We start from the raw sequence: 22,464 nt of genomic DNA, 5'->3' as shown, positions 1-22,464 counted from the left end.
GCATCAACGTTGCTGTGCGGACACTCAAAGACGGATACGCACACGCTGGTATGCCGAGCGCCGGGCTTGCCTGAGCGCCTCACTTCTCTTTATTCATTGCGCTTGTTGGGGATATTTATCGGGCTATGGCGTTCGTTTTTTCTCGGTCTCCGCTCGGGAGCCTGGGCGGCTGAGCATACGGCGGCAGGACAGAGCCGTTGCCAACGTGCCCTAAAAGGAGAACACTCTATGACAATGATGATGAGCCGGAAGGCCCTGGAAGAATATGGGCTGATGAACCTGGGCAAGATCCACTGGAATCTTGCCCCGGCCATCCTGGTTGAGCATGCTCTAGCGCGCGGCGAGGGAATGCTGGCCTCGAATGGCGCGCTTGCCACCAAGACCGCCCCACATACGGGGCGCTCTCCCAAGGATAAATACATTGTCTCGAACGAGGAGTCGGCGTCACGCATCTGGTGGGGGGAGAATAACCACCCGATGGCGCCGGAGCATTTCGAAATGGTGCGTCGTAGCCTGGCTGCCTATCTGCAGGGGCGCGACGTCTATGTGCTGGATGCCGCAGCCGGGGCTGATCCGGCTTACCGCATACCGCTGCAGGTTATTACGGAACTGGCCTGGCACAATTTATTCGCACGCCAGCTCTTCCTGCGTGTAAAGGACGAGGATCTGGCCAGCGAGCGCCCGGGCTTCACGATTCTCTGTGTGCCCAATTTCCATACCGACCCGCGGACCCACGGCACGCGCTCGGAGACGGCCATCATTATCGACTTTGAGGAGCGCCTGATTTTGATCGCTGGAACTCACTACGCCGGCGAAATGAAAAAGGCGGTCTTCACTGTGCTCAATTTTATGCTCCCAGCCCAGGGAGTCCTGCCGATGCATTGCTCGGCCAATGTGGGAGAGAAAGGCGATGTGGCGCTCTTTTTCGGCCTCTCTGGTACCGGCAAGACAAGCCTGTCAGCTGATCCGACGCGGCGTCTGATCGGCGACGACGAACATGGCTGGGGCGACACGGGTATCTTTAACTTCGAGGGCGGCTGCTATGCGAAATGTATCAATCTCTCGCGCGAGCATGAGCCGCAGATTTGGAATGCCATGCGTTTCGGTGCCATCTATGAGAATGTCGTCCTCGATGAGAAGACGCGCGAGCCCCGCTATGAGGATGCCTCAATTACCGAGAATACGCGCGCGGCCTATCCGGTCGACTTCATCGACAATGTGGTGTTGGAGGGGCATGCTGGTCATCCCCAGGCCATCATCTTCCTCTCGGCGGATTCCTTTGGGGTGCTTCCGCCGGTTTCGCGCCTGACTACCGAGCAAGCGATGTACTATTTCCTCTCCGGTTACACCAGTAAGCTGGCGGGGACGGAGTCGGGAGTGACAACACCGCAGGCGACGTTCAGTCCGTGCTTTGGGGCGCCTTTCCTGCCGTTGCGGCCCGGAGAGTATGCCAATCTGCTACGCGAGCGCATTGTGGCTCACCAGGTGCGGTGCTACCTGGTCAATACGGGCTGGACCGGTGGCCCCTATGGAGTGGGACGACGCATCAACATCAACTATACGCGGGCGATGGTGCGAGCGGCGATCAGCGGCGAGCTAGAGAGCGTGGAGACGATCACCGACCCCGTCTTCGGGCTGCATGTCCCCGTAGCCTGCCCTGGTGTGCCAGCGGAGCTGCTCAATCCTCGCAGCACCTGGCCTGACCCTGAAGCCTACGATCGCCAGGCCAGCGAGCTGGCGGCGCGTTTCAAGGAGAATTTCAAGCAGTTTACGCTGCCGGGCGAGGAAGTGCGCGCTGCCGGGCCACGCTGAGCTGCTATCCTACTGGTGAGGAGGGCGCCCCGGCCAGGTAGAGAAGGGAGGGCTGCACTGCAGACTCTTGTCAGTGTGCCCTCCTTTTTTCATGTTTTCATGGTTTCAGGGAGGTATTGGCCGGCAGTGGGGGCTCAGCCTCCCCTTGTTAGTAGGGATGCTCTGGCTATTGCTGCTGCCCTTTGCGCTCCTGCAAAGCGCGCACGTAGGCGATGAAGCGGCGACCGCGCTCGAACTCATTTTGAAACATGCCGAAGCTGGTGAAGCCTGGAGAGAGCAGGACGACGTCGCCGGGGTGGGCCAAAGCCACAGCGGCATCGAGCGCCTCCTCGAAGCGGTCGAAGATTCCCTGAACCGGGTCGGGGCGTCCCTGCCTGGCGACCTCTGCGCGCAGGGCGGGCAGCAGCTCCTCGGTGCCGCTGCCCTGCAGCAAGAGCACTGCGCGGCAGCGGGCCACAATCTGGGCCGGCCAGTCTTCCAGAGGCAGGTGTTTGCTATTGCCTCCGGCGATCAGGATCAGTGGCTCATTGAAGGCTGTCAGAGCCATCCGCCCGGCTACGGGCGTCGTGCTGGTCGTATCGTTGATATAGCGTACGCCATCGATGATGGCCACCTCTTGCAGGCGGTGCTCGACGCCGCGAAACTGGCGCACGGTGCTGGCGATGATCTCATCGGGAATCTCTAGCAGGTGGGCGACGGTGGTAGCCAGGAGCACATTTTCCAGGTTATGCCGCCCTGGCAGGGGGGTATCGCGGAAGGTAAAAGGCCGCAGCTCGTCGGAGCCACGGGGAAAGCTGCCGCCGCGTTCCAGGCTAGTGAACCAGGTACGACCTGGCGCCTCCTCGCCGAAGCGGCGTGTCCAGGGATTATCGTAGTTGAAGACGGCCAGGTCTGTGGGGCGCTGGTGGCGGAAAATGTTGGCTTTAGCCGCGCCGTATTCTTCCATACTGGCATACGTGTCGAGGTGATCGGGGTAGAGATTCGTCATGACGGCCACGGAGGGACTGATGTGGTGTTGCTCGAAGCCCTCCAATTGCCAGCTTGACATTTCCAGAACCACCAGGGTTTCGGGTGTGACCTGGGGTAGCAGCGAGAGTGTTTCGACCCCGGCGACGTTGCCGCCGATGATCACGGGCTTACCGGCGGCGCGCAGGATCTCGTAAATGAGGGTGGTAGTGGTGGTCTTGCCGCGTGTGCCGGTGACACCGATGGTCTGTCCCGGGCAGGCGAGCATGAAGAGCGCCAGCTCCATCTCGATCTGGGCGCCGTGGGCCTGAGCAATCTGCAGGTAGGGAGAATTGCGTGGAATACCTGGATTGCGAATCACGATCTCGGCCCAGCGGAAGTCTTCTTCGCGATGTTCGCCGAGGATAAACTCAATAGGGAGACCCTCCAGCGCGCGAATGCTGGGGGCCAGTACTTCTGCCGGCTTCTTATCGGTGACACGCACAATGGCGCCCTGCTCCGCGGCATAGCGGGCTGCGGCGACGCCTGAGCCCTGCAAGCCCAGTCCCATGACCAAAACACGTTTCCCGCGTAGCTCCATCCGTCAACAGCTCCTCTTCTCCGCTCAGGTAGGGGGAAGTCTCATCAGCAGTATATAGGAGGTTGTATAGCAGCCTGGGTGTGAGGCTGTCAAGTCCTGGTGACGAGCTGTGGCTGTGGGTTGCGCGCCGGCCTGTCGCACCATGCGAACCGCTGCGTTGGCCTGCTCACCAGCTAAGCTGGTACTGCTGCTTATACATAGGATAGGGGGGAGTCCTCCGCTTCGCTGTCGGGGCGGCGCGGGACGAGGTGAATATCGATGTTGCTACTGAGGCGGAGCAGACGATTAACCAGCGAGCCGCGCAGCAGCTCCTCCCAGCGGCGGCGTGCCGGGAGGCCCAGGACGATCAGGGTGATGCGGCGCTCGTGGGCGAGAGTAGCGAGCGCCTGGGCGATGTCACGGCTGCGCACATGGAGCACCTCGGCTCCGAGATCCTCGGCCAGCTGGGCGTGCTCTTCAAGACGGCGCCGTGCGGCCTCCTCTTCGGCGCGCAAGCGGCGGCCATGTTTGAGCAGGCGCACCAGGCGCGCCGTTAGAGCGGCGAAGCCGGTTGGCTCAACGGAGACGGCAATCAGCTGGGCCTGAAGGCTGTGGGCCAGGCGCCAGGCATCGCGGATGACCTGGCGGCTGTGAGGGCGGTGATCGAAGCCGACCAGGATGCGCTCGCAAGCGGGCCAGAGCTTGTTGATCTTATGCGAGGCCATGTATTGCTGCAGCTGGGCCTCGGTCTTCTCGGCGGTGCGCCGGAGCGCCAGCTCGCGCAGGGCCGTGAGGTTGCCCTCGCGGAAAAAGTGATTGAGGGCGGCGTCGATGCGTTCACGAGGGTAGATATTACCATGTTTCATGCGCTGACGCAGGGCGTGGGGCGAGATATCGATCAACTCGACCTCGTCGGCCTGGTCAAGAAGCCAGTCGGGCAGCGTCTCGCGCACCTGTACGCCAGTGATGTTGGCCACGATATCGTTGAGGCTCTCCAGGTGCTGGATATTGAGGGTGGTCACCACATCGATACCGGCCTCCAACAGCTCTAACACGTCCTGATAACGCTTCTCATGCCTGGAGCCAGGGACGTTGGTATGGGCCAGCTCGTCGACCAGCACCACCTGGGGGCGACGGGCCAGGATAGCCTCCAGGTCCATCTCTTCAAAGGTCAGGCTGCGGTAGACGAGCTTCTTGCGAGGGATGATCTCCAAATTGCCAATCTGCTCGGCAGTGCGTGGGCGACCGTGGGTCTCGACATAGCCGATGACCACGTCGGTCCCGCGACTCTTGCGTCGGTGGCCCTCATTGAGCATTGCGTACGTTTTGCCCGCTCCTGGGGCGGCGGCCAGATAGATGCGCAGCCGCCCGCGACGGCTCGAAGAGGGGCGTGGAGAGCGCGCTGCTAGTGCCGGTGTCGGGGTCTGGTCGCCGCCAGCTACCCTGTTTCCCTGCTGAGATTCCTGCTGCCCGGCCAGATCCTCGTCGCGCAGGCCGTAGCACTGCAGCAGTTCCTCGGGAGAAGGGCGCCCATCGTTGGTCTCGCGCCTGGCTCTCTGCTTGCTCATCATTGACAGGCTCCTCCCTGGTACACCCTGGGCCTCCTCATTGGGAGGCTCAGGGCCTGGACAACGTTAATGCTGAAGGGCATCGAGTGCCAGATTCAGGTCGAGCACATTCACATGTGGCTCGCCGAAGATACCCAGAAAGCGCCCCTGCACATGGTTCAGCACGAGCTGGCGCACCGTCTCCTGGCTCAGCCCGCGAGCCTTGGCCACGCGCGGCACCTGGTAGAGAGCGGCGGCTACCGAAATGTCGGGGTCCAGGCCCGAGCCGGAGGCTGTCACCAGGTCGGCAGGCACCGGTCCCGGTGGCGCATCGGGGTTCTCACGTTTCAGCTCAGCGATACGCTGCTGCACGGTCTGCGCCAGGGCCTTGTTGGTCGGCCCGAGGTTAGAGGCGCCGGAATTCTCGGCGTTATAGGGCTGGGTCTTGCTGCCGTCATCGCTGAGCGTAGCCGAGGGGCGTCCGTGGAAGTAGCGGGGCGAGGTCCAGTACTGTCCGATCAGCTCCGAGCCGACCAGGCGGCCATTGGAGTAGCGCAGGCTTCCGTTGGCCTGATCAGGAAAGAGCAGCTGGGCCAGGGCGGTGACCACCCCGGGATAGAGCAGGCCCAGCAGAATCGTCAAGAGCAGCGTCAGCATCAGTGCCGGGCGGAGATACTCACGCGCAAGAAACTTCCATGAGAGATGCATAGTGCTCATCCCCTTGAACAAGACGGTCTAGAGTGTCAGATGCAGCAGTGAGAGCAGCAGATCGATGAGCTTGATACCCACGAAAGGGGCCACGATGCCGCCCAGACCATAGATCAAGAGATTACGCCGTAGCAGAGGCCCGGCTCCGATCGGACGATATTTCACGCCGCGCAGAGCCAGAGGGATCAGCGCGATAATGATCAAAGCATTAAAGATGACTGCTGAGAGCACCGCGCTGTGTGGGGTGGCCAGACCCATGATGTTGAGGGCATTCAGCTCTGGGTAGGTGGCCGAGAAGGCCGCCGGGATAATGGCGAAGTACTTCGCCACATCGTTGGCGATGCTAAAGGTTGTCAGGGCCCCGCGTGTGATCAGCAGCTGCTTACCGATCTCCACGATCTCGATCAGCTTGGTCGGATTCGAATCCAGATCGACCATATTGGCGGCCTCTTTGGCGGCCTGGGTACCACTGTTCATGGCGACGCCGACATCAGCCTGAGCCAGAGCTGGGGCATCGTTCGTTCCATCGCCGGTCATCGCGACCATGCGTCCGCCGGCCTGCTGCTCGCGGATCAACTTCAGCTTCGTCTCAGGGGTAGCCTGGGCCAGAAAGTCATCGACGCCAGCCTCACGAGCGATTGCTGCCGCGGTCAGGGGGTTATCGCCCGTGATCATAATCGTGCGAATGCCCATGCGGCGCAGTTGCTCGAAGCGCTCGCGCATCCCGCCCTTGACAATATCCTTCAGCTCGATCACGCCCAGCACGCGAGCCTGCTCCTGGTGATCCTGGCCAGTGCGCCAGGTCTCAGCGACCACCAGCGGGGTGCTGCCGGCGCGGGCGACCTCATCGACCGTGCGCTGCAGCAGCTCACTATGCCCGTCATCGCCGCCGTGTGCCTGCACATAGGCCAGAATAGCATCGGCGGCGCCCTTACGGATCGTGCGCTGCGGAGGATCTGCCTCCTTATCTGCGCTGGTGATGCTGGCTGTCCCCACCACTCTCGCATAGGCATCGGCCAGCAAGTCGAGGCCGCTCATGCGTGTCGTGGCCGAGAAAGGCACAAAGCGGCTGGTCTGATGCTGCTGGAGGCTATTATCCTCCTCGACTCCGAAGCGCTCGCGGGCCAGGGTCACAATCGAGCGGCCCTCGGGTGTCTCGTCGGCCAGACTGGCCAGCAAGGCGGCGCGGGCCAGGGTCTGCTCGTCGACGCCGGGCATAGGCAGAAAGCGCGTCGCCTGGCGATTACCCAGGGTAATAGTCCCTGTCTTATCGAGCAGGAGCACGTCGACATCGCCGGCGGCCTCCACGGCGCGCCCGCTCATAGCCAGCACATTGCGCTGAACCAGGCGATCCATGCCGGCGATCCCGATGGCGGAGAGCAAACCACCGATTGTCGTGGGGATCAAGCAGACCAGCAAGGCGATCAAGGTCGCAATCGAGACCGGACTCCCCGAGTAGATGGCGAACGGCTCCAGCGAGACCACGACCAGCAGAAAGATGATCGTCAGGCTGGCGAGCAGAATATTAAGAGCGATCTCATTAGGCGTCTTCTGGCGCTGGGCCCCTTCGACCAGGGTGATCATCCGATCGAGGAAGGTCTCGCCGGGGTTGGCCCCGATACGCACGACGATCCAGTCCGAGAGCACGCGCGTCCCGCCGGTCACGGCGCTGCGGTCGCCGCCGCTCTCGCGGATAACCGGGGCGGACTCGCCGGTGATCGCCGACTCATCGACCGCTGCCACCCCCTCGACGACCTCGCCATCGCCGGGAATGACATCGCCGGCCTCCACCAGCACATAATCGCCCTTGCGCAGCGCAGGCGCGGGCACCTCCTCCCAAGGGGCTGAGCGCTCGGGACGACGCAGGCGCTTGGCCGTCGTCGTCGTACGCGCGCGACGTAGCGTCTCGGCCTGAGCCTTGCCCCGTCCTTCGGCCATCGCCTCAGCAAAGTTGGCGAAGAGCACCGTAAACCAGAGCCAGAGGCTGACGGCCAGCACAAAAAGCGTCTCGTTATGCAGGCGTTCGGCAGGGAAGGCCGGCCCGGGAGTGGTCAATAGCAGACGCACAAACTCAATCGTCGTGATCAGGCTGCCGACCTCTACTACAAACATCACCGGATTCTTGATCTGCCAGCGCGGATCAAGCTTGCGGAATGCCTCCAATAAGGCGCGACGCACGATCTGCGGATCAAAGGAAGACACCGCGCCTTTGCGCCGTGTCTTCCACGGTCGCACTTCCAGTGTGTGGCTGCTCATTCTTCAGAAGGTCCTTCCTGCCAGCATCAGCAAGTGTTCAACAATGGGTCCGAGGGCATAGGCCGGGAAGTAGGTTAAGGCACCCACGATCAGGATGACCCCTACCAGCAGCGAGACAAAGAGCGGTCCCGTCGTTGGGAAGGTTCCTGGTCCAGCGGGCACCACGCGCTTCCCGACAAGCGAGCCGCCAAAGGCCAGAACAGGGATCAAGAAGGCGAAACGCCCGATCAGCATAGCAAAAGCCCCGGTCCAATTGTAGAAAGGCGTATTGCCAGCCAGGCCGGCGAAGGCCGACCCGTTGTTGCCATTCGAAGAGGTATACAGATAGAGGATTTCCGAGAGGCCGTGCGGACCGGCATTAGTCGTCAGCGATGCCAGGCCCTGGGGCAAGACACTGGCCAGAGCGGCGAAGCCCAGAATCGTAGCCGGGCCAATCAGCAGCGCCAGGGCAGCCATCATGACCTCCTTACGCTCGATCTTCTTGCCGAGATACTCGGGTGTGCGTCCCACCATCAGCCCGGCGATGAAGACCGTCAGAATGGCAAACATCAGCATGCCATAGAGACCGGAGCCGACGCCGCCGAAGATCACCTCGCCCAGGGCGATATTGGCCAGCGGGATCATGCCGCCGAGTGGCGTATAGCTATCGAGAAAGCTATTGACCGCGCCGCAGGAAGTAGCCGTCGTCGTTACCGTAAAGAGCACGGAGTCTGTAATGCCGAAGCGCACCTCCTTGCCCTCCATGTTGCCGCCGGGCTGCAGAGCGGAAGCCTGCTGGTTGACCCCCAGATGCGCTAGCAGAGGGTTGCCGCCCTGCTCGGCGGGTAGGGCTACGGCCAGGGCCAGAATGAAGATGATGGCCGAAGCCGCCCACAAAGCCCAGCCTTGCCGGGTGTCGCCGACCATGCGCCCGAACATGTAAAACATGCCGGCGCCGATGCCAATGATGGCCAGCATCTCGATCAGGTTAGTCAGAGCGGTTGGATTCTCATAAGGGTGGGCAGAATTAGCGTTGAAGAAACCGCCCCCGTTCGTGCCCAGCTCCTTGATGATCTCCTGGGAAGCGACCGGTCCCTGAGCAATGACCTGCAGGCCGCCATCGAGGGTATGGACGACCGTGTAAGCATTGAAATTCTGGACCACGCCCTGCGAAACCAATACCAGGGCCCCGACCAGGCAGATCGGCAGCAGGATATAGAGGGTAGCACGCGTCAGATCGACCCAGAAATTGCCAAGCTGCTCGGCGCTGCGGCGTGCCAGGCTACGCACCAGGGCCACAGCCAAAGCCATGCCAGTGGCCGCCGAGACAAAGTTATGGTAAGCCAGGCCAGCCATCTGAGTCAGGTAACTCATGGTCTGCTCGCCGGCGTAATTCTGCCAGTTTGTGTTGGTCGTAAAGCTGGCAGCTGTATTGAACGCCAGCTGCGGCTCCACCGGCCCCAGATGCGCCGGATTGAGCGGCAGCCATTGTTGCGTGCGCTCCAGCCCATAGAGCAGGAGCATGCCAGCCAGATTAAAGGCCAGCATGGCGATCACATAGCCGGTCCAGCGTTGCTCCCGCTGGGGATCAATACCGCTGGCGCGGTAGATGAAGCGCTCTAACGGAGCAAAGACCGGCGACAGCCAGGTGCGCTCACCGTTGAAGACCCTAGTCATATAGAGGCCAAGCGGCTTCGTGAGCGCCAAAACAAGTGCTACAAAGAGAGCAATCTGTAGAAGGCTATTGAGCGTAATGGACATCGCAAATGCCATCCTCTATAGATGAGTGAGCTGCTTAGAAGCGTTCCGGCTTCAGTAGAGCGATGACCAGGTAGATCAACAGCAGCAGGGCACTCAAACCAGTCAGCAGGTATTCCAGAGGTGTATTCATCGAGACGCTCCTTTTAGGTAGATCATGGAAACCTGTTCACAAGCGCTCGCAGGCTACTGTGAAGCCGACGAAAAGCAAGAACATGCACAGCGTCACCAGAACAATCACGACATCAAGCATAGAGCTTCTCCTCTCCTGGAAGCCTTACCTCGTGAGTTGGGGCACTCTGGCCGGCCTGTCCCTCCTCTCCCCTTTCCTGCTTTTTCAGGCCATAAGCCTGTGCTACCAGCCGCAGCACGGCGCCGAGTGGGCAGATACGGGGCAGGCAAGCGAACGGACGCAACTCGGGGCTAGGCCGCGTCTGGAGAGGATTAGCAGACAACAGGATGACAGGGAGACAGGAGTCGCCCTGATCCGTAAGGTGTGGAGCGAGCAGGTCATGCGCGCGGGCTTGACGGAGCAGACCCCAGCCAGTATCGTCGCTCAAAGCCTGATCGACAATCAGCAAAACGGGCCTTCGTGCAGCCAGCAGAGCCAGAGCTGCCGCCGCGCGAGTGCACAGTACGGTCTCATAGCCCTGAGCCTGCAGCGCCCGCTGCAACAGCGGGCCGAGGAATGCATCACCTGTCGCAATCACGATATTCCCTGATTTCATCGCTGGATATACCCCTCTACTCTATCGAGCGTAACGGAGTTGACGAGTCATGGGCGGCTCTGTTCTTCAACGAGCGCTACCAAGGCGCGCCAGCGGTTTGGGCCTGTGGGTTTGCAGCCAGGAGCGGAGCCGTTGCACAAGCGAGAGATCGGCGGACTGCTCCGGCCAATACAAAAGCATCAGGGGCACCAGGCGCTCGCGCAAAAGTCGCTGGACCTGTGAAGCGGGCAACAACGCATCGCCATACCGGCGGCGAATGACAAGCACCCGATCACAGGCGAACTCGTAAGCAAAGCTCACAATGCTTTGTCCGGGGTCCTCACTCACTAGCTCGTAGGCTTCGCCCTGGACCCCGTAGCGCTGGCGCTTCCAGCGCACCACCTCCAGAAAATCCTGCGATTGCTGCCAATACTCAGCGCGCAGGCGCTGGGGTGAGTGTATCATCGTGCCTGGCAGCAAAGAGAGCGCGATCAAGCTTGCGCCCTCCAGCGCGGCGAGACGCACGATGGCATCGATTGCCTCTACATTGACCTCCCAGCTAAAAGGGAGGAGCCAGCGTCGAGTCATCTTGATCTGTTCCTTCCCTTCTTCGGCCTCGCCATCGCCGACGATAGCGAAGTCCTGGCACAGCACTACTTCGACTTGCTCTCAGCCACAGTGTAGAGCAAGAACGCTCAGGATGCGTTCCGAGTTTGGCTCACTTTGCTCAAACTTTTCTCCAGAGAGCGGGGCAATGCCTCAAGACAAACTCAAGGCTTTCAAGAATCAAGCTCGCGAGCAGCCTCGACCTCGTCGCTGAAGCGGTAGCCCACCCCAGGAATAGTCAGGATCAAGCGTGGCTCATTGGGACGAGGCTCGATCTTCTGGCGGAGCTGTGCCACATAGACATGGAGGCTGTGCATACGATCATGCGAGGCGGCACCCCAGAGCATTTGCAGGAGCATCTGGCGGGTCAGCAGCTTACCACGATGTGTCACAAAGATCCTCAATAGCTCATACTCGGTAGGGGTCAGGGCTATATCGTGCCCATTGAGCAGAACACGATGACTTCCCAGGTCGACCACCAGAGGCCCGATACGTACCTGTCCCTCCGTGGCGTCTCCGTGTTGTCGCTCCACCCGGCGCAAAGCCACGCGGATACGGGCCAGCACCTCAGCGATTCCGAAGGGCTTGGCCACATAGTCGTCGGCTCCCAAATCCAGGGCCTCCACCTTGTCGTGCTCGCTATTTTTCACCGAGAGCACGATAATCGGCGTCGCCGAAACGACTCTGATACGTCGACAGACCTCCAGGCCACTCACGTCGGGCAACAGCAAATCGAGCAGCACGAGGTCAGGATGAATGCGAGCGAACAGCGCCAGCGCTTCCTCACCGCTGCCGGTACTCAGAACCTGGTAGCCGTGAGCAACCAGGCTGCGCTCCAGAGCGCCGGCCAGTTCCGGCTCATCCTCGACCACCAGAATAGTGGCCCCAAAGCTCGCCATGATATAGCGCCTCCCGCCGTGGCAAGGCAGCAGAGGCAGGCGAAACCACTGCTCTCTCCACTGCTGCCATGCCATTACCTATCCTCGACAAAGACCAGTATAGCCTGAGAACGGTCAAAAAAGAGGCAGGGGCTCGGGGGTGTGTCTCAGGATTCTCTCAAAGAATGGGCCTGTCTCACCTGTGCGCCAGCTCTGGCAGGTGGAGTCAGAGGGAAGGCTGCTCGTGATGAAGGAGGAAGAGGAGTTGAGCTTCGGCGGAGGAGCTACTCTCACGCCTGGGCTAGGCAGGTCATCAAGAACGGGCAGGGCAGCAACGACGGGTCAGGAGGGATATAGGCCATCCTTCTTTCCGGCTCCTGGCCCGTCGTCGCCTGGCTGGGAGAGGAAGAAGAGCAGTGCGAAACGTCCGCAGCGATCTTTACCTGCCTGGTGGCTTAGCCCCAGACCTCGCGGGCCACGCTCGCCACCAATTCCAGCTTCTGGCGCTGGTCTTCCAATGAGAGACGATTTCCCTCGATCGTAGAAGCGAAGCCGCACTGTGGGCTAAGTGCCAGGCGCTCCAACGGGATATAGCGCGCCGCCTCCTCGATGCGCCGACGCAGCTCATCGCGACTCTCCAGCTGCGGCTTCTTGGTTGTCACCAGGCCCAAGACCACGAAGCGGTCCTCTGGCATGTGGCGCAGTGGCTCAAAGCCGCCCGAGCGCTCATCGTCATACTCCAGCAAGAACCGCTGGAAATGCGTCTTCTGGAAAATGCGTGCGATCGGTCCATAGTCGCCGCTGGCATAAAACTTGCTTTGATTGTTGCCGCGGCAGATATGGATACCGAAGGTAATCCCCGGGTGGCCGTCGATGATAGCGTTATCCAGCTCGATGCAGCGATCGATCAGCTTCTCAGGATCGTTGCCACGCTGACGATAGCCCTCGCGGATCTGCGGATCGAGCAAAGCGGCGTACTGAGGGGCATCGATCTGGATATAAGTACAACCCAGGCGGATCAGCTCCTCGACTTCGCGGCGCGAGATATCCACGATATCGGCGAGATACGCATCGAGCGTAGGGTAAGCGCCCTTTGATTTCTCGGGATCGTAGTAGGCTGCCGCCTGCTGGGCGCTAATCATGGTCACCTTACCCGCGTGCTTCTTGTGCGCACGCAGATAGACCCATTCTTCGCTGCACATATTGCGACGCCAGCGCAAGCGATCCACCACCACCGGACGGCGCATAACTAACTCCTCACCGCTCTCATCGCGGAAAGGAATAGCCCAGCCGCCATACTTATCAAAGCCATCGAGGGCCTCGATGAGATGGCCGAAGAAGGCATAGCGCCGCTGCTCTCCATCGGTAATCACCTCGATGCCGGCCTCCTCCTGCAGCGCGATCGCCTCATCGACGGCCCGGTCCTCAATCGTCTTAAATTCAGCGGCGCTGATCGCTCCCTCCTCTAGCTGTTGACGTGCCTGATGGAGATAGGGGGGACGTAGCAAGCTGCCGATAACTTCGCTATGGTAGGCCATTGCGCATCTCCTTCTTCATGCACTTCGCATCGCCTGGCTGGTTCCTCTCCCTCTGGCGGGCAGCCGTGATCAAGAGGGCGGGGTTTGCCAGCTATCTTGGCCAGGCTACACCCTGGCGGGGGCTGTGGCTCTCTCATACCTGCTGCTGGTCTGCTGGTCCTCTGGGCTGGGGCCTGGCTGGCGAACGCGAAAAGGCGAACAGCCAACAAACAACATCTCGACCTGACCTGAGCGGCGGGGGAGCAACCGTCGCATCAGGTCCTGTCTTGTGAGGCCCGATTGAGAGACGGTGCGGTCCTGGAGCAAGTAGCACGCCCAGTCATTGGTTGGCGCGGGCGCTCCAGGCAGGAACCGATGGAGATCAGTGACATGGCCGCCGGCTGGGCCGGGCGTGGCGAAGCGAGAGCAGGATACTCTCGCCGCAGGTCAGAGCGGATCGAAGACAGGAGCTGGTGTTTGTTCACCCTGGCCGGCCTGCACAGGCTCGATGACCGGCGTCCCGTAGGTCTTAAAGCTCTCGGGCAAAGCGCCGCCCCAATAGACGCCGCGCCCGCGCTGCTCGCGGCGCCAGACGATCGGCTCCCAATCGGGAGCAAAGGCGAGGTAGCCGCCCGAGTAGACTTCGATCCGATTGCCGCCAGGCTCGTACAGATAGAGGAAGAACGCCTGAGAGACATTATGGCGAGCAGGCCCGGCCTCAATAAAGATATCATGCTCAGCAAGAATATCGGCGGCGCGCAGCACCTCCTCTCGACTATCGAGCCAATAAGCGAGGTGATGCAGGCGCCCATGCGCGCCGCTGAAATCGCGCATGTAAGCAATGTCATGGGTCAGCGGCGTCACACTGAGCCAGGCCCCTTCCTCAACGCCGTTCTCCTCTGGCTGCAGCAGCTCGCGCAGGCGGAACCCAAGCTGCTCCTGCAAGAAGAGGCGATTAGGAGTGATATCGTGGCACATCAGGTTCACATGATCGATGCGCTTCACGCCCACACCGTGGCCGGTGAACTTCTGGGGCTGATTATAGAGGCGAGAGCGCAGCTCTGCCGAGGCCAGATATTTTTTGGCCTCATAGTACAGTTCCATGACATGCCCATCGGGATCAGTAAAGCGGTAGGCGCGTCCGTGGCCGACATCGCCATCGATCCAGCCCTGGCCGTAGCCCTGAGAAGACAGCGCCTGAGCGCGTCGCTCCAGCGCCTGGGGGCTCACTGTGCGCCATCCGACATGGCCGAGGCCGGCATGCGGGGCCTCAGTCAACTTGAGGGTACAGTGCTCGTAATCGCCGTAAGCGCGGAGGTAGACCGACTGGCCCTGGCGGTCGGTCACCGTCATCCCGAGCACCTCCGTGAAGAACCAGAGGCTCTCGGCAGGTCGAGGGGTAAGCAGCTCGACATGGCCCAAGTGGGCAACGTCCCTGATTGGCTCCTGAAAATCCGTCATGGGGCCATCTCCTCTCTTGGTTGCGGCATTGCAGCGCAGCGCGGCGGAGAACAGGCCCGGGCCTTGCCTGCGGCTGCGATAGGCCCCAGTCGCTGAGCACAGCGCGGAATAGAGACCGGTGCCTGTGGCCGACAAGGCTCATCTCCTGCTCTGCCGTCTCGCGTCGCATCAGCGTGGTTCCGACTCCTTTGAACCGTGCTGGTCCTCATCCGCGACCAGTTGCTGAAGAATTTGAGCGCCGAGGTTGCCGGCGGGCAACCCGCGGAAGAGAAAAGCCAGATTGACCACCGCGTTGAGTTCTTCCCAGGTGGCGCCAGCGCGCCGGGCGGCGCGGGCATGCAGATGAGCCGCATCGGAGAGCAGCACCAGCAGCATGCCAAAGAGCATCAGCTGAGCTGTCTTCGTATCGAAGCAGGAGGGGTACATAGCGCGCCGGCGGATCTCTTCCTGGAGCAGAAGGAAGTCGGGATCGAGGCGGGCTAGCAGATCGGTTCGGGCTTGAACACGCGGGGGAACAAAACCAATCAGCTCGGCATAGCGCTGGCGAAGCTCCGCCAGCTGCTCCTGGCTCAGCTTCAGCTCAGGAAGCTGATCTCCCCCTTGAGAGTGGCTCATATGCGCGTCTCTTCTCCTTGCCCTTCAGTGGGCTGACTGAAATAGCCGGCCTGCATACGAGCGAGGCGAGCGTGTCTGTTTGTATACATGATACCATAAAATTGCAGGCAGACTGCACAGACTACAGACGAAAGCAGTAGATAGATAAACCCCGGCTGGTGCCGAAAAGACGCTCACGAGCCTGTCCGAGAGCAATAGCGGGGGCTGAAACCGGGGCTGAGAGAATCGACGTATTGGTTGCCAGATGCCCGCATATTATCAAGCCGCTGGTTTGGTCTACTGATCCAGTCTGGCGAAGCCATCAATGTCTTCTTCGGCTACCTGCTGGGGGCTGTAGTCATGGCGGCTGCCGGAGGGATCGAAATGGTTTATGGGGTTGATGCAGAGCGGCAATCGCTAGAGAAGGTGGCTCGTCCTGTTTCCGTGACGGAGTTCTCCGATGAAGGGTATGGCGACTGGTGAGGTGACGGCAGGACCCTGGCCAGGCTAGCGCCCTCCCTGGAACCAGGGAGAGGAGAGGGGCCTGGTCGAGCGAACCAGGCCCCGAACTGAGCCTATGGGCGGAACAGCCAGCATAGCCGCTCTGCCGTCAAGGGGTATCCCACTCGCGACCATCGCGCTGGATCAGCTCATCCGCCTCGGCTGGTCCCCAGGTCCCGGCGGCATAGGGACGCACGCTCTCCGCCGGCATCTGCTGCCAGGCCGCCGTAATAGAGTCAATGATGCGCCAGGCGGTCTCAATCTCATCGCGGCGGATAAACAGCGTCGAATCCCCAAGCATACAATCAGCGATCAGACGCTCGTAGGCATCGGGCGGCTCCATCTGGAAAGCTGACGCATAAGAGAAGGTCATATCAACCGACTTAAGTCGCTGAGCAGCGCCGGGCACCTTGGCCCCAAACTTCAACGTGATCCCCTCTTCGGGCTGGATGCGTACCGTCAGGCGGTTAGGAACCAGCTCGCGGGCCTCGCTCGGCTTGTAGAGCAGATGGGGCACGCGCTTAAACTGAATAGTCACCTCAGTGCAGCGCTTCGGAAGGCGTTTTCCCGTACGAATATAGAAAGGTACATCGGCCCAGCGCCAATTTTCGATAAAGAGCTTGAGCGCCACAAAGGTCTCGGTTGACGAATCGGCAGGAATCCCTTCTTCCTCACGGTAGCCGGGGATCTCCTGACCGTTGATCGTTCCGCGCGTATACTGGCCGCGCACCACCTGATGCGCCACCTCCTCGGGCGTCAGAGGAGGAATAGCGCGCAGCAGCTTCACCTTTTCGTCGCGAATGGCGTCAGCCTCAAAGGCGACGGGAGGCTCCATTGCCGTCAAGCAGAGCACCTGGAAGATATGATTTTGTACCATATCACGAATGGCTCCGGCCTTATCATAGTACTCGGCCCGCCCGCCGGTACCGATATCTTCTGCAACCAGGATCTGCACGTGATCGATATACTTCTGATTCCAGAGCGGCTCAAAGACGCCATTTGAGAAGCGCATCGCCAGAATATTCTGCACTGTCTCCTTTCCCATATAGTGGTCGATCCGGTATATCTGATCCTCGTGCAAAATGCGGGCAATTTCGCGGTTGAGTCGCTGAGCAGAAGGGAGATCGTGCCCAAACGGCTTTTCGATGATCACGCGGCTCCAGGGTCCATGATGGTTGGGGCGGTGACCGCCGTGGGGGCGATGGACGAGGCCGCTTTCGCCAAGCTGGTGCACCACTGGGGCGTAGAGATCGGGGGGGATAGCCAGATAGAAGATGCGATTGCCGCGGGTCTGATACTGCTGATCCAACTGTTCAAGTAGCTGAGCAAGTTTCTGATAACCTGCAGACTCGTTCAAGCTCGCCTGGCAATAGAAAGTGCGTTGAGCGAAGGACTGTCTGGCCTCCTCATCCAGGCCCAACTCGGGTGGACTATTCTCAGCGAGAGCCTGTACAACAAACTGGCGCCACTGCTCCTGTGTGAAAGGGCGACGGGCGAAAGCGACCACCATAAAGCCCTCTGGCTGCGGGTGGGCATGCATCAGGTGGGCCAGGGTTGGGAGTAACTTGCGTCGGGTCAGATCGCCTGTAGCTCCAAAAATGACCACAATGCAAGGCTCAGGATGAATACCATCCTGCCAGATAACGTGAGGCTGAAGGGAGGGTTCTACCTGTGTACCATTTGCCATCGAGGTCTCTCCTGCTTCCTTGGCGTCTGGACCGGTCTTTTTAAATCAGATCAGGGGCACGTTGCGGATAAGGAAAAGGGCCGGCCAGCGGTCTTCTGTGTTCCCTACCCTCATTGTAGCAGAGAGGCTGGCCAGCTGCTATCTTGCTATCTGGCCAGAAACATCTCAATCAGCGCTCTGCCGGCGAAGACGGGCAGGCTATCAGGCGCGTGCCCAACGGAACGATCGACGGCAGAGATCAGTAAGTAGGAGGACCAGGCGATGGCGGAAAAGAAACGAGCAGGCTGTGTAAGCAAGGCTCGCAGTCCCGCCCTGGCCTGGCCCCAAGTAATACACTCACAGAAAGGCGGCGAAGCTTCAGCGTCTTGGCCTAGGTTACGACCGGGGTGCCGTCAGCTCTCGCCTGTGTCTGCCGAGCGGCGAGGAAAAGCGGTGCGGCGCGGCGCAGGCGAAAGCCAGACACCAAGTGAGCTGACGGCATGCTTGGACTGGACCACGAGAGGGAGAGAAGAAGCCGGGCCAGGGACAGGCGTCAGGCTTCAATGTGAAGAGCCTCCAACACGGCGCGCCGAGTCTCTTCGCGCGAGGGCAGGGAGCCGCGCAGGTAGAGCGAATGGCGAGCAATAGCGGCATTCGCGGCCTGCCGGAGGGTGATGCGATACCCATAGGTGCGATTGAGGGCCTGGGTGACATCCTGAAAGTCCTCCAGTTCCTCAAAGCTTCCTTCAGCGCGGCAACAGAGCGCATAGAGCGCCATGTCTGCATAGTGAATGACCCACCAGTGCCGACGCTGCTCCCTGGGCGAGCGTAGCGCCTCGGAGAAAGCCAGGTATGATTGCTGATAGCACTTGCGGAGCATGGCGGCGGTCCAGTAGCAGGGAGGCTCATGGAAGACACTGGCCAGCTTGCTGGCTAAGTCGCAGACCTCATTGATGATCTCGTCCTGTTCAGTGGCCTGTTCCAGTTGCAACTGATTCGACATAACCTTCCCCTTTCCGTTCCTTCCTTGCCACGAACGGGGGCAGCGACCGTAGACTAGGGAGTTGTTACTCTCCCTCTGAATAGGGTACATGAAAGACAAAGATTTGTCTAGAGTAATTCAGGTTTTCTTGTTATACAAGAAAAATAGGGGAGAGAAGGGCAAGAAGGGAGTTGCTATGAGCCACATCTCCTATGCTTGCAGTATATCAAGTTTTAGAAGTAGAAGATTTTCTAGGAGCGCTGGCGTAGTATGTTGCCATTGCGACGCGGAGGCGGGCGAAGATGGCGACCAGTCCCAGGCAGATCAGAATTGGGACGTAGAAGGAAACAGCTGTTGAGAAGTGTAAGACGAAGTAGAAGAGCGACTGAAGCACTGGAAGAGGTACGATGAGCAAGAGAACCGAGAGGGTCACAGCCAACGACCAGCGTCCGCCAAGGTGGGAGGTCAGGGTCTTGTAGCGGAGCTCGGCCTGCTCGCGAATACTCTGCTGCATCTGCAAAAGCTGCTGGCGCTCGCTGGCGATTTGCTGGCGTTCGCGGGCCAGCTCCTCTTCAAGCTCGCGGGCCCGGAGCTGGGCATTGCGGATCAGATAGAGGGTGGCGGCGGCCTGTTTATCTTCTTCCTGGCGTATCTGCAACTCAATTGTCTTTTTAACATCCTGAAGCAGGGAAGGAACATGCTCAGGGCGCATGATGATCGTATTGGCCGCCTCAGCAATCATTTTGTGGGCTTCTTCCTCGACTGACTGCTGAAAACTCCTCTGAAGATCTTTATACTGCTCTTGAATGCGTTGCTTCTCCGCCTGGAGTTGGCGATTCTCAGCCAACATATCGCGGAGGTGGGCTTGATACTGTTCGATCTGTTGCTGGTGTCCCTCTTTCAGGGCGGCCAGTTCCTCATCGAAGCTGGCCTGTTGGGCGTTATAAGCGGTGACCAGGCGTTCCAGCTCGGCGCGCTGCTCGGCCAGCTCACCGCGCAGGCGCTTATTCTCCTCGCGCAGTATGACAAGCTGGCGTTGAAGGTTACGGGCCTGGGCCAGGCCGATCTCGCGGTTCTGACCGCTTGACCACGACTTGAGCGTGCTGGCGGAGGCGGCCTCATACTCGTTGGCTGAGTGCTGACTCTCGTCGGGGGTTGGAATACGTCGCTCGGGTGGTCTCTCCTCTGAAGAGCGTGTCATGGTACTTTTCCTATATCTAAATACGCCTGAAACAGCCTTCGTCTTGAACAATGGAGAGATATCAGCAAACACTATCTATCACATGATAGTATAGCACGCTTCTTAACCTGCTTGAAGGAGCAGCGAGGTAGAAGCATATCACGCCGGTACAGTTCTCTCTACAGCAATTATGCCTCGAATTAAGAGAGGTTTCAAGGGATCTAGCCTTGTGTCGTCCGGGACAGTGGCGGGAAACGCTCCTGAGAGAAGAGAAGTGCAGGCAAAAAAGCGGCCCGGCCTCAGACGCTCCTGGCATCTTATGCCTGCGTGCCTTCGAGCGCTGGGCCGGGTCGCTCCTCAACTCGCTACCTGGCAAGCGAGCCAGAGAAAGATCTCACGGACGAGGTGTGACCGTTCCCCGGGGTGAGCCAGGAGGAGGTGTCACGGTGACCGTCACGCTTGGGGACGGCGAGGGAGAGGCAGTAGCCGTAGCCGTTGGCGTCCCCTGCGTCGGGCTGCCGGTTGCCTGCGGGCTAGCCGTCCTGGTCACTGTGGGTGCCGCGCCCTCACTAATTGTGAAATAGGCGGGCTGAGGCACAGTGCAGCCTGGCGTCCCTGCTTTACTGAAGGTCACATTCACCAGCGTCAGCTTACCGATCGAGTCCGCTCGGGGTGGGACTGAAAATACGGCCAGGCCGTCGCTGGTTGTTTGCGCTGTTTGCGTCGTCTTGCTGCCATCCCACCAGCGCACTGTGGCTGTCGCAGTTGCATCTCCCACTCCCACAGGGTTCCCATCGACGGTGTGCACAAACTTCGCATAAACCATGATCATCTTAGTCTGGCTGAGACGCGGTGTTGTATCGGTTGCCCACGCGCCACAGAGATAGTCTGGCAGGGACGGTGTGGGAGAATCGTTCGTGCCAAAGACAATGGTAGCCGTTGCGCTCGGACTCTCCAGGTTCGCTTGCGAGCTATTATTGCCGCAGGCTGCAATTACTGCGCAAAAAGCTAAAAACAGACCCAGAGAGCTAAACTTCAATACACTTTTATAAATGGAAGAAGGAAAAGGTGTCCTCTTCATCAGTCATCATCTACAAGATAGCAGCAACTGCTTTCTATTCAGCCAGCATTTCAGGCTGCCGGAGGAGGGGCCGCTGCTTAGGCTGACTTGAGTATAGCATACTGGCCCTGTCCAGCCACAGATCAGCGGCTGCTTGTGACAAAAAGTACTAGCGGGTAAGTAGGACCCGCAGTAGCGGCTGCTGCTCGCCTGGGGAGATAGCTCGGGGGAGGAAGCAACGGCATCCGATGGCAAGGGAGACCTGGGGGGAAGAAGACCTCAATGCGAGGGCCGGCGGACCAGAGGGCTTCCTGTCCTCAGTGGCAGGAAAGAGCGATCTCCGGCGACCCGGCCCTCTCGCTTCTATGCGGTGGGCCGCTGTTCCACATCAAAGGGGCGCCTTCAGCGGCCTCCTGCTCATGCACAAACCGTGCGGTTTCTGGCTAGTCTGGGAACGGCCTCGCTGGTCCTGCTACTGGACGATCACAGTAAGCTGCATATTGGGATGGATGGTACAGAGCAGATGATAGGTGCCAGCGGTGGTGAAAGGCGGAGTACTGGCGCTTTCGCCCTGAACTCCATTGAAGTTCAGATCCACTGTGGGGGCGCCACCCTCCTTCTCCACTGCGGGGTTAGAGCCTTTCCAGACACCGTTTTTAATCACATGAGGAACGGCCACATCGTCCACCAGAGTAAGCGCCTGGCCCTTCTTGATGGTGATCTGCGTTACCTCGAACGCTGTTGAACTCATCTTCACCGTCGGACCAGTGTTTGCAGCACCCGCGGCGGTATCGCGAATACCGCAGGCTGCCAGAACCAGTGTGAGGAGTCCCAGAAGTACCAGACCCGTAACAACCTTTTTATACATAGAAAGACATCCCTTTCGTCATGGAGAGATAGCAAGGGGCAGGCGAGCGAGATCCTGCTGTCATCAGCCTGGCACGGGCCAGCTGATCCGGGAGCCAGCGTCACTGGCCAGGTAGGTAGTGCAGTGCCCGCTGCATGAACGGGTGCGGTGCCCTGTTAATAACTATAGCAAAAGCCAGCGGTGGCGAGAAGAGAAAAGGACCTCTCCTTGCGTAAGGTCGTGCGCTGGAGCTGCCGCGCAAGCAAAAGTAAAAGGCCCGAGGCGTAGCCGACCAGTGAGCCTCGGGCAGGAAGGGTAGCGCATACGGGATTTGAACCCGTGATCTCCGCCTTGAGAGGGCGGTGTCCTAGACCGCTAGACGAATGCGCCACGTGAGCGATTCACTTGCGTCAGCAGGTGCTCACCTGCTGGCAGCGGTTATCATACCTTATTCGTGGCCATCTGTCAAGGGTTTCCGGTGAAAAAGCCCGGCAGTGAGGTGGTTGAAGGCCGCCTGGGCCGAAGCCCTGGAGTACTCTCCTGCGAAAGCAGCGGATCGGAGGGGAGGGGGATGGATACAGACGAGCGTATGGCTTGATTGCTAAGACGGTGGTGCGGTAGAGAAGGAGAAAGGAGCACGCAACAGTAAAAGGCCCGAGGCGCACGCCTCGGGCAGGAAGGGGTAGCGCATACGGGATTTGAACCCGTGATCTCCGCCTTGAGAGGGCGGTGTCCTAGACCGCTAGACGAATGCGCCACATGAGCGACTCACTTGCTGACGGCAAGTATCATATCCTACCCTTTGCCATTTGTCAAGTACTTTTCTCACAGGGACCACCATCGCGCGTGCTGGCTAAAATCGAGGCCAGCTGGCTGCAGG

At 60.0% G+C, this 22,464-nt stretch carries 19 protein-coding genes and 2 tRNA genes; 2 read left to right on the top strand and 19 right to left on the bottom strand.

Translation table 11 applies throughout. From position 1 onward, the window contains the following. The first annotated feature begins 228 nt into the window (after positions 1 to 228). Entirely contained in the window at positions 229 to 1,812 is a 1,584-nt protein-coding gene (gene pckA, locus BGC09_RS02430) for a phosphoenolpyruvate carboxykinase (ATP) (RefSeq protein WP_084657854.1), read from the top strand. Between the two features lie 166 nt (positions 1,813 to 1,978). Here pckA and murD read toward each other — a convergent pair whose 3' ends face one another. The 12 genes from murD to BGC09_RS02370 all read right to left on the bottom strand — a co-directional run bounded on the left by murD (position 1,979) and on the right by BGC09_RS02370 (position 15,369). Then, positions 1,979 to 3,358 carry a UDP-N-acetylmuramoyl-L-alanine--D-glutamate ligase gene (gene murD / locus BGC09_RS02425; RefSeq protein WP_069801733.1) on the bottom strand — a complete coding sequence of 460 codons (1,380 nt, stop codon included), beginning with the start codon at positions 3,356 to 3,358 and terminating at the stop codon, positions 1,979 to 1,981. Positions 3,359 to 3,549: 191 nt separating this feature from the next. After that, positions 3,550 to 4,908, bottom strand: coding sequence for a universal stress protein (locus BGC09_RS02420; protein ID WP_245688565.1), 1,359 nt, complete (start codon positions 4,906 to 4,908; stop codon positions 3,550 to 3,552). A 63-nt stretch (positions 4,909 to 4,971) separates the two neighbouring features. Next, positions 4,972 to 5,592, bottom strand: coding sequence for a potassium-transporting ATPase subunit KdpC (kdpC, locus tag BGC09_RS02415; protein WP_069801731.1), 621 nt, complete (start codon positions 5,590 to 5,592; stop codon positions 4,972 to 4,974). A gap of 27 nt (positions 5,593 to 5,619) precedes the next feature. Further along, on the bottom strand, positions 5,620 to 7,848 hold the full coding sequence (gene kdpB / locus BGC09_RS02410; RefSeq protein WP_069801729.1) for a potassium-transporting ATPase subunit KdpB: 2,229 nt from the start codon (positions 7,846 to 7,848) through the stop codon (positions 5,620 to 5,622). A 3-nt stretch (positions 7,849 to 7,851) separates the two neighbouring features. Further along, positions 7,852 to 9,588 (bottom strand): potassium-transporting ATPase subunit KdpA, encoded by a 1,737-nt coding sequence (gene kdpA, locus BGC09_RS02405; protein ID WP_176728824.1) that lies wholly within the window; start codon positions 9,586 to 9,588, stop codon positions 7,852 to 7,854. A 34-nt stretch (positions 9,589 to 9,622) separates the two neighbouring features. Continuing rightward, complete coding sequence (kdpF, locus tag BGC09_RS02400) at positions 9,623 to 9,718, bottom strand: K(+)-transporting ATPase subunit F (protein ID WP_069801727.1); 96 nt, start codon at positions 9,716 to 9,718, stop codon at positions 9,623 to 9,625. Positions 9,719 to 9,830: 112 nt separating this feature from the next. After that, the gene (locus tag BGC09_RS02395) at positions 9,831 to 10,313 is read right to left on the bottom strand and encodes a response regulator transcription factor (RefSeq protein WP_069801725.1); all 483 of its coding nucleotides are present in this window, start codon (positions 10,311 to 10,313) and stop codon (positions 9,831 to 9,833) included. 66 nt (positions 10,314 to 10,379) lie between these two features. Next, positions 10,380 to 10,880, bottom strand: coding sequence for an acyl-CoA thioesterase (locus tag BGC09_RS02390; RefSeq protein WP_141727598.1), 501 nt, complete (start codon positions 10,878 to 10,880; stop codon positions 10,380 to 10,382). Between the two features lie 191 nt (positions 10,881 to 11,071). Further along, positions 11,072 to 11,872: a response regulator gene (locus tag BGC09_RS02385; protein ID WP_218103935.1), complete on the bottom strand. Its 801-nt coding sequence runs from the start codon at positions 11,870 to 11,872 to the stop codon at positions 11,072 to 11,074. A gap of 359 nt (positions 11,873 to 12,231) precedes the next feature. Continuing rightward, positions 12,232 to 13,314 (bottom strand): cobalamin-independent methionine synthase II family protein, encoded by a 1,083-nt coding sequence (locus BGC09_RS02380; RefSeq protein ID WP_069801721.1) that lies wholly within the window; start codon positions 13,312 to 13,314, stop codon positions 12,232 to 12,234. 426 nt (positions 13,315 to 13,740) lie between these two features. Then, on the bottom strand, positions 13,741 to 14,754 hold the full coding sequence (locus BGC09_RS02375) for a catechol 2,3-dioxygenase (protein ID WP_069801718.1): 1,014 nt from the start codon (positions 14,752 to 14,754) through the stop codon (positions 13,741 to 13,743). A 168-nt stretch (positions 14,755 to 14,922) separates the two neighbouring features. After that, positions 14,923 to 15,369 carry a carboxymuconolactone decarboxylase family protein gene (locus BGC09_RS02370; protein ID WP_069801716.1) on the bottom strand — a complete coding sequence of 149 codons (447 nt, stop codon included), beginning with the start codon at positions 15,367 to 15,369 and terminating at the stop codon, positions 14,923 to 14,925. A 237-nt stretch (positions 15,370 to 15,606) separates the two neighbouring features. Between BGC09_RS02370 and BGC09_RS02365 the strand changes: the two genes are divergently transcribed. Then, positions 15,607 to 15,831: a hypothetical protein gene (locus tag BGC09_RS02365; protein WP_069801714.1), complete on the top strand. Its 225-nt coding sequence runs from the start codon at positions 15,607 to 15,609 to the stop codon at positions 15,829 to 15,831. A 127-nt stretch (positions 15,832 to 15,958) separates the two neighbouring features. Here the strand turns inward: BGC09_RS02365 and zwf are convergent, their stop codons facing one another. The 7 genes from zwf to BGC09_RS02335 form a co-directional block, all read right to left on the bottom strand. Beyond that, positions 15,959 to 17,536, bottom strand: a complete 1,578-nt coding sequence (gene zwf / locus BGC09_RS02360) for a glucose-6-phosphate dehydrogenase (protein WP_069801712.1) — start codon at positions 17,534 to 17,536, stop codon at positions 15,959 to 15,961. A 532-nt stretch (positions 17,537 to 18,068) separates the two neighbouring features. Then, entirely contained in the window at positions 18,069 to 18,518 is a 450-nt protein-coding gene (locus BGC09_RS02355; RefSeq protein WP_069801710.1) for a hypothetical protein, read from the bottom strand. Between the two features lie 205 nt (positions 18,519 to 18,723). Continuing rightward, on the bottom strand, positions 18,724 to 19,698 hold the full coding sequence (locus BGC09_RS02350; RefSeq protein ID WP_069801708.1) for a hypothetical protein: 975 nt from the start codon (positions 19,696 to 19,698) through the stop codon (positions 18,724 to 18,726). A 373-nt stretch (positions 19,699 to 20,071) separates the two neighbouring features. Next, positions 20,072 to 20,758, bottom strand: a complete 687-nt coding sequence (locus BGC09_RS22445) for a hypothetical protein (protein WP_141727597.1) — start codon at positions 20,756 to 20,758, stop codon at positions 20,072 to 20,074. Between the two features lie 451 nt (positions 20,759 to 21,209). Beyond that, positions 21,210 to 21,605, bottom strand: coding sequence for a cupredoxin domain-containing protein (locus tag BGC09_RS02345; protein ID WP_069801706.1), 396 nt, complete (start codon positions 21,603 to 21,605; stop codon positions 21,210 to 21,212). 295 nt (positions 21,606 to 21,900) lie between these two features. Then, a tRNA-Glu gene (locus BGC09_RS02340) sits at positions 21,901 to 21,974 on the bottom strand. 293 nt (positions 21,975 to 22,267) lie between these two features. Continuing rightward, positions 22,268 to 22,341 (bottom strand) — tRNA-Glu (locus BGC09_RS02335). Positions 22,342 to 22,464: the final 123 nt, after the last annotated feature.

Origin of the sequence: Thermogemmatispora onikobensis, from assembly GCF_001748285.1 — a bacterium.
Lineage (GTDB): Bacteria > Chloroflexota > Ktedonobacteria > Ktedonobacterales > Ktedonobacteraceae > Thermogemmatispora > Thermogemmatispora onikobensis.
The sequence above is the reverse complement of the archived record's forward strand: the minus strand, read 5'-3'. Positions and strand labels throughout refer to the sequence as shown.